This is a genomic window from Candidatus Zixiibacteriota bacterium (genome assembly GCA_040753495.1).
Classification (GTDB): domain Bacteria; phylum Zixibacteria; class MSB-5A5; order GN15; family PGXB01; genus DYGG01.
In genome coordinates this window covers 1-7,253 of record JBFMEF010000092.1, presented here as the reverse complement: position 1 = coordinate 7,253, position 7,253 = coordinate 1, and the positions used below count along the sequence as shown (strand labels likewise).

Genomic DNA, 7,253 nt, shown 5'->3' with positions numbered 1-7,253 from the left:
AACTTATTTTTCAACCGGCCGAAGAGACGCCTCCCGGTGGGGCCGATGCCATGATAAAAGCCGGCATTCTGAAAAATCCCGATGTCAAGATAATCTTCGCCCTGCATGTTGACCCCACCCTTCCGATCGGCGAAATCGGGCTTCGCGATGGACCGACCATGGCTTCAGTTACCGATTTTGATATAACTATCTATGGACTGGGGGGGCATGCTGCCCGCCCCCATCTTGGCGTGGATGCTATAGCCGTGGCCGCGGAGCTGGTCAGCTCGATGCAGAAAATCGTTTCGCGGGAAACAGACCCTCTGGAGCCGGTCGTTATCACTTTTGGGACAATCAACGGCGGCACCGCCCGCAATGTTATCGCCGACAAAGTTATCTTGCGCGCCACGGCGCGGACGTTATCGTCATCGAGCCTGCGGCGGCTTCCGGGACTCATCCGGCGGACGGTTGACGGCATCTGTAGCGCCCGCGGGGCAAAATATGAAATCGATTTTATCGCCGGCTATCCAGTCTTATCCAATGACCCCGCCGTCAATCGAATCTACCAGGAATGCTACCGGGAACTTTTCGGTAACCGAAAAATTGCCCTTGTTCCGCAGGTAATGGGGGGAGAGGATTTTGCCTACTATCTTCAGAAGACGGCCGGGGCGATGTTTCGTCTCGGAGTCCGCAATAACAAACTGGGCGCCAATAAACCGTGGCATGCCTCCGATTTCATGATTGACGAACAGGGAATCTTTTATGGCACCGCTCTCCTGGCGCAGGCTGTCTTTAAGTTCTTCGAAAGCAGATAGACAATGCGCCTGACCCTGTCATTACTGCTTTGCTTCGTCATCCTTCTGGCTTCCCCTGTCTTATCTCTTGGAATTCTCTCCGACCTGGTGGTTCATTACAGCAATTTCTCATACATTTCTTCGATAGCGGTCGGTTATGACTATGTCTATTTTGGCACCACCAACGGGGTGACCCGCTACGAAATCGCCTCCCGTAAGTGGGCTGAGCCGATGACCGGCATTGAAGGGCTCCCGGCAAAAGAAATCCTCGAAGTGCGCGCCTCACAGAACGACCAGTATCTCTGGGTCCGAACCGATTTCGGTCTTTTTGAATACAACCGCACCTTCGACCGCTGGAGTCCCATTATGCAGTACCCTAATGAGCCTTCCTTCGGCAAACATCTTAAGCCCGATTTCAGCTATTTCCCTCCGCCTGGATTTACCTATCTCCCCAGCGGCGTCATTGTTGACGAGGATGGCAAACGGTATCCGGTCACCGATATAATCGATGACGGCTGGGCAAATCTCTGGGTCGGAACCTGGGGGTTGGGCGCTTTCTGGTCCGATAACACCAATCACCTTCTTCAACAGCTCAAGTATGGTTTGCTTCAAGATGATGTCTCCGCTCTCTGTTCCGACAGCGGCACGCTCTGGATGGGGGGAAAAAGCCGCGATTCCTATCGCGCCGGCGTAACCCTTTTCGACTGGCGCAAGAACGACTTCGACCATATTGAAATCAGAGGCGGACTGATTCGCCAGTCCGAGAGTGTCTATGACCTCAGCGCCGGAAAGGAGAGGATTTATGCCGCTACCGACAACGGAATTCTGGTGATAGATAAAAAAAGCCGCCAGATAGAGGAGCGGATTGGCTTATCATTCGGACTTCCCGACCTGCAAGTCTATTCTGTCCGATTCAACGGCGACACTATATTCGCCGGCACCGAATACGGATTGGCTCGTCTCGATTTGGGCACCGATTCGACCGATAAAAGCATCGGCACACTTCTTTACGCCGAGCCGATTTATGCCTTGGAACGGGAGGGCAACGCTCTCTGGATAGGCAGCGAGCATGGATTGTACCGTCTCGACCTCCCCAGCGGCAAACTGGGAATTCTCTCTATCCCGGAAATCTCCGAGTCAGCCCGTATTTACGACCTGGCTATCGCGGAGAGAAAAATCTGGGTTGCTTCCGAAGAGAATCTGATTGCGATCGGTCTGGATGACGCGGAAGTGGAGACTTTTCCGGAAGTTATCAATTATGGCGGCGCCCGCGCTGTCGCGGCGCGCGACTCGCTGGTGGCGGCGGCTGTGCGCGATGGCTTGTTGCTCTTATTCCTGGGGGATAAACCGCATCACTTTCTTTACACCGTCAATGACGGCCTGCTTTCACATAATATCCAGACACTGCTGTTTGACGGCGACTATCTCTGGCTCGGAAGCGAGCGCGGGCTGACCCGCTTCTGGTACCGCAATCCTAATCTCTACCACTAAAATCCGGTTCATATATATCCTGTCAAAATATGGTTGAATAAATTTCGCTTCTGTCTTATCTTTTGGCGGCAAATTAACGGGCAGGTGAGGCGGAGAGAATTGCAGATTCTATCTTTCTTGAGAAAATTCAGTCTGGTGTTCTTACTAACCGGGCTACTGGCGTTGCGCGGCGGTCATGCCGCCGACCAGGATTTTTTCGATATTTACGGCATTGAGGTCGAAGGCAAGATTCATAATTTTGTCGCCGGCGACTTTGACGGCGACAGTCTCCGCGATATTGTCGTTATCTACTCCCCGCAAAGCGGTGTCGATAACCGTTATCTCGGGCTTCACCTGCAGCGGCGGGACGGCTCCTTTGGCGCCAAGGCTGATTTCCTGACGGAACTGCCGAAGTCGGCCGCGCAGATTGATGCCGCCGACTATGACGGCGACGGCCGGCAGAATATTCTTACCGCTGACGCCGACGGCGTCATTGCCTTCTCCTTTACATCCGGCAACGGCTGGAGCGCGCCGCTGCGGCTTATCCGCCAGAGCACGCTCTACGCTTTCCCGATGTTCGAAGGGATTATTGTCAGCCCCTTTGTTGTTGACCTCCTCCAGAAACCGGGACTGGAGATTATTGTCCCCACCGCCAAAGGGTACGCCATCTTTGAAAAAAACGAGCGCGGCGCGTATCAGATTCTCAATCAGCTCTCCACGCCGATTGTCAGCCGTCACCATGCCCGCGATACCAAAGATTTGAACCGCTACGGCAATACCGGTTTCAGTATCAGCCTGGCTCAGATATTTGTTTTTGACGGTAACCTGGATGGTCGGGCTGACCTCTATTTTCTCTGGGACCACAAACTCTGCACTTATTTCCAGGACAATTCCGGCAATTTCCCCCAGACTCCCGATGTCGAGGTCGATTTCTTTCCCGGCAATTCGGGCGGTTACCTTCAGAGTTATCTTCTCGATATGAACGGCGACCGCCGCCCCGACCTGGCGGTCTCCCATACCTCCGGCGGCATCACCAAAACCGAAACCAAACTCCGCTTCTATATCTCGGATGCCCAGGGACGAATGGAGCGGGTGCACCGCCGAGAAATTTCGCTGTCCGATTCCCACTGCAACCTTATGTTCGGTGATTTCCGTTCGTCCGGGCGGTACGATATGGTGGTGCCGGCGGTCGAAATCGGCGCCATTGCCGCCACCAAGATGCTTTTGATGAAAAAAGCTGATTTGCACTTATTGATTTATCCTCTGACCAATGGTTTGCCGGATAATGAATCAACGCGGCGTCTGAGCTTTGAATTTAAGTTCAATTTCGACCATGATATTCCCACTGAAGAAGTCTGTGTCAACTGGTCGGCCGATTTCAACGCCGACCGTCTGCTCGACCTGGTCTTCTGCGACGGCGGAGGCAAAGTGCAGTTTTTCTGGGGAAAAGAACGCGATTTCCTCTCGCGCAAGCCTGATATCGATATCACGCTCGACCATCCTTCCATGATTTATCCTGTCAAACTGGGACGGGGAATTTATCCGGACGTGGTGGTGCGGCACAATCTGGGGGGACGGCTCGACCGCTTGACTATTTTGAAAAACAGAAACAACCGGAATAATTGAGGAGTCTATGGAAAGGGAATTTCCACTTTGTTTGAAATGCGACAGGGGAAATCTTCTGCCCCTGTCCGATTATGGCCGCGATGGCGCCACTATTACTTATAAAGCCTGGGTCTGTTCGAATCCGGAATGCGGTTTCTCTATCAGAATCGATAACGGAGAAATCAGTTACGGCAAGCAGATTCAGATGTCGGGCAAATAGGAATAATGCTAAGAATATTCGAGAACTTCTGGGTGAAAATCGCCGCCCTGGTGCTGGCTGTTCTCTTGTGGTTTCATGTGGCTACCAATAAGGTGTACCAGTATGAAGTTACGCTCCCGCTGAAGGCGGTTGACCTGCCGGGAAAGCTGGTGCTCAGCGAGCCGCCGCCCGATTCGGTGCGCGTGCTGGTCTCGGCCAGCGGCAAGAAACTTCTCCAGAGCGACTGGAAAAGAGCCGGACTCAAACTTTCCTTGAGCCGCAATCAACCGGGACGGTTCCGGATAGAGCTTACCTCCGGCAATCTCAGCTTTGTTCAAGGGGATAAAGTGGAGCTGGTTGATGTCGTCTCTCCCCGTGAAGCCGATATCGACTGCGACCGTCTGCTGGAAAAACGGGTGCCGTTAAAATCGCGGGTAGTGGTGCTTCCCGGCGACGGCTACGCCGTCAGCAACGCCGATTCGATTGTGCCGACTCACGCCACGGTAACCGGTCCCGGCGCGTTGGTCAACCTGGTGGCGGGCCTGGAGACAAAGGAAGAAGTTCTCGAAGGGGTGCGTGACAATATATCGATTCGCGTGCCGGTGAAACATCCCGGAATCTACGGTCTCAATATCTCTCCCGATACCGCCATCGTAACAGTTACCGTCACGCCGATTAAAACCCGCCTTTTTTCCGATATCCCGGTCCGCTTAATCAACGCCCCCTCCGGCCGCCGTGTTCGATATCTCCCCGATAGAATAGAAATTCGCGCCGGCGGCGCCCCCGATTCGATTGACGCTTTACCTCTATCGCGGATATCGGTCTTCGCCGATTACGCTCTCGCCGACAGCGCTGGCGCTATCCCCCTGCAATTCATTCTTCCTACCGATATTTCTCTTGTCTATAAATCAGCCGATTCGGTCAGGATTATTCGTTAAGATGCTCATTCTCGGGATTGAAACCTCCTGCGACGAAACCTCGGTGGCGGTCGTAAGAGACGGCCGGGAGATTCTCTCCAATGTCATCCTGAGCCAGTTGATTCACGGCGGGTATGGCGGGGTCGTTCCGGAACTGGCCAGCCGCGAGCATCTCCGCTCCATAATTCCGGTTTATCGCGAAGCCCTCGCCAAAGCCGGTGTTGGAGAATCTGAAATCGAACTGGTGGCGGCAACTTATGGTCCGGGACTGGTCGGAGCGCTTTTGGTTGGTCTCAATTTCGCAAAGGGATTGGCATATGGTAACGATATCCCATTCGTGGCGGTGAATCATCTCGAAGGGCATATCGCCGCCAATTTTTTGATTCATCACGACCTGCCTGTTCCGCACCTCACTCTGATTATCTCCGGCGGGCATACCTCGCTGGTGCAGGTCAACTCCTTCGGCGATTACCGTATACTTGGACAGACCAAAGATGACGCCGTTGGCGAGGCGTATGATAAGGTCGCCAAACTGATGGGACTCGGGTACCCCGGGGGCGCCGCTATCGACCGACTGGCGCAAAACGGCGATAAAAAGTTCTTTCGCTTCCCGCGCGGTGTCGCCAAGGAAGAGAGTTTCGATTTCTCTTATTCGGGCTTGAAAACAGCGGTCGCGCTGTACTTGCAAAAACTGACTCCTCAGGAGTTGGAAGAGAACAAAGCCGATATCGCCGCCTCGTTTCAGGAGGCGGCGGTCGAAGTGCTGGTGAGCAAGGCGATCCGCGCCGCCATCGAACTGAATATCAAGACCGTCACCCTTTCCGGCGGGGTGGCATCCAACAGCCGCTTGAAAGAATTGATGCAAGAAGCGATGAGAAAGCTGGAGGGAGAGTTTTACTTTCCGCCGCCGTCACTATGCACCGACAATGCCGCCATGATTGCTGCGGCGGGGTATTTTCGTTACAAAATGCAGGGGGCATCAGATATGGCGGTTAACGCCGTGCCGTATTTAAAATTGATATCCGTGTGATAGGAACTCATAGAGAACCTCTGCGGAGTCTTTTCGACCCCGAAGGCTACGCGGTCATGATACAATTTCAGCCGGTTTCTGAAAGGAGACGGTTTCGTCAAGCCTGTCATTTTAGTATGAAACTTAGAAGCGGAGCGACCGTTTTTTCCCGTTTGCTTCTCAAAAGGCAAAAATATATATTCCCCCTTACATTTATGAAAGTTGTACCATTCGCTCCCTGATTTGTATAAGTGCGATACACGGTAAACTGATTACAGGAGATTAACATGCGCGCCCTCATAACCGGCATTACCGGACAGGATGGCTCTTATCTGGCCGAACTTCTTCTGGAGAAAGGATATGACGTCTATGGCATGGTTCGTCGCGCCTCCACCGAGACTTTCGGACGAATCGAGCATATCCGTCATAAGATAAAACTGATGCAGGCTGACCTGCTCGACCAGCTCTCTATAATAAATATTATCGAAGAGATTAAACCGGATGAGATTTACAACCTGGCGGCGCAGTCGTTTGTCCCGACCTCCTGGAATCAGCCGGTATTGACCGGAGAGTTTGACGCCCTCGGGGTCACCAAGATACTGGAGGCAATCCGCTTCCTCGACCGGAAAATCAGATTCTACCAGGCGTCATCATCGGAAATGTTCGGCAAAGTCCGTCAGGTGCCGCAGACCGAAGAGACCCCTTTTTATCCCCGCTCTCCGTACGGTGTCGCCAAGGTTTACGGCCATTTTATCACTATCAATTATCGTGAAAGTTATAATATCCATGCCAGCTCCGGTATCCTTTTCAACCATGAATCTCCCCGCCGCGGACTCGAATTTGTAACCCGGAAAATCACCGATGGCGTCGCCCGTATCAAACTGGGGCTGACCGACAAGCTGTACCTTGGAAATCTTGATGCCGAGCGCGACTGGGGCTTTGCCGGCGATTATGTTATGGCGATGTGGCTGATGCTTCAGCAGGAAAAACCGGGCACTTATGTTATCGCCACCGGCAAGAGTCATTCGGTCAAGCAGTTTGTCGAAACCGCCTTCGCTCATGTCAATCTCGACTGGCACGATTATGTCAAGACCGACCCGAAACTGGTCCGCCCGGCCGAAGTTGACCATCTGATGGGGGATGCCTCTCTCGCCAAAAAGGAACTTAAATGGGAACCGACGGTTGATTTCAGGGGACTGGTACAGATGATGGTTGATGCCGATCTGGAAAGGCTCCGTGAAAAGAAAAAGTAAAGCGCTTATCACCGGCATCGGCGGTTT

7 protein-coding genes are annotated in these 7,253 nt (G+C 53.1%); all 7 read left to right on the top strand.

Going from position 1 to position 7,253, the window contains the following annotated elements:
* Positions 1-794, top strand: a 794-nt coding sequence (locus AB1690_05815) for a M20 family metallopeptidase (protein MEW6014819.1), incomplete at its 5' end; no start/stop codon positions are given.
* A 3-nt stretch (positions 795-797) separates the two neighbouring features.
* Complete coding sequence (locus tag AB1690_05810; protein MEW6014818.1) at positions 798-2,264, top strand: hypothetical protein; 1,467 nt, start codon at positions 798-800, stop codon at positions 2,262-2,264.
* 99 nt (positions 2,265-2,363) lie between these two features.
* Complete coding sequence (locus tag AB1690_05805) at positions 2,364-3,869, top strand: VCBS repeat-containing protein (protein ID MEW6014817.1); 1,506 nt, start codon at positions 2,364-2,366, stop codon at positions 3,867-3,869.
* 31 nt (positions 3,870-3,900) lie between these two features.
* Complete coding sequence (locus AB1690_05800; GenBank protein MEW6014816.1) at positions 3,901-4,068, top strand: hypothetical protein; 168 nt, start codon at positions 3,901-3,903, stop codon at positions 4,066-4,068.
* 5 nt (positions 4,069-4,073) lie between these two features.
* Positions 4,074-4,985, top strand: coding sequence for a hypothetical protein (locus AB1690_05795; GenBank protein MEW6014815.1), 912 nt, complete (start codon positions 4,074-4,076; stop codon positions 4,983-4,985).
* Position 4,986: 1 nt separating this feature from the next.
* Positions 4,987-5,994 carry a tRNA (adenosine(37)-N6)-threonylcarbamoyltransferase complex transferase subunit TsaD gene (gene tsaD / locus AB1690_05790; GenBank protein MEW6014814.1) on the top strand — a complete coding sequence of 336 codons (1,008 nt, stop codon included), beginning with the start codon at positions 4,987-4,989 and terminating at the stop codon, positions 5,992-5,994.
* A gap of 266 nt (positions 5,995-6,260) precedes the next feature.
* Entirely contained in the window at positions 6,261-7,226 is a 966-nt protein-coding gene (gene gmd, locus AB1690_05785) for a GDP-mannose 4,6-dehydratase (GenBank protein ID MEW6014813.1), read from the top strand.
* Positions 7,227-7,253 lie beyond the last annotated feature (27 nt).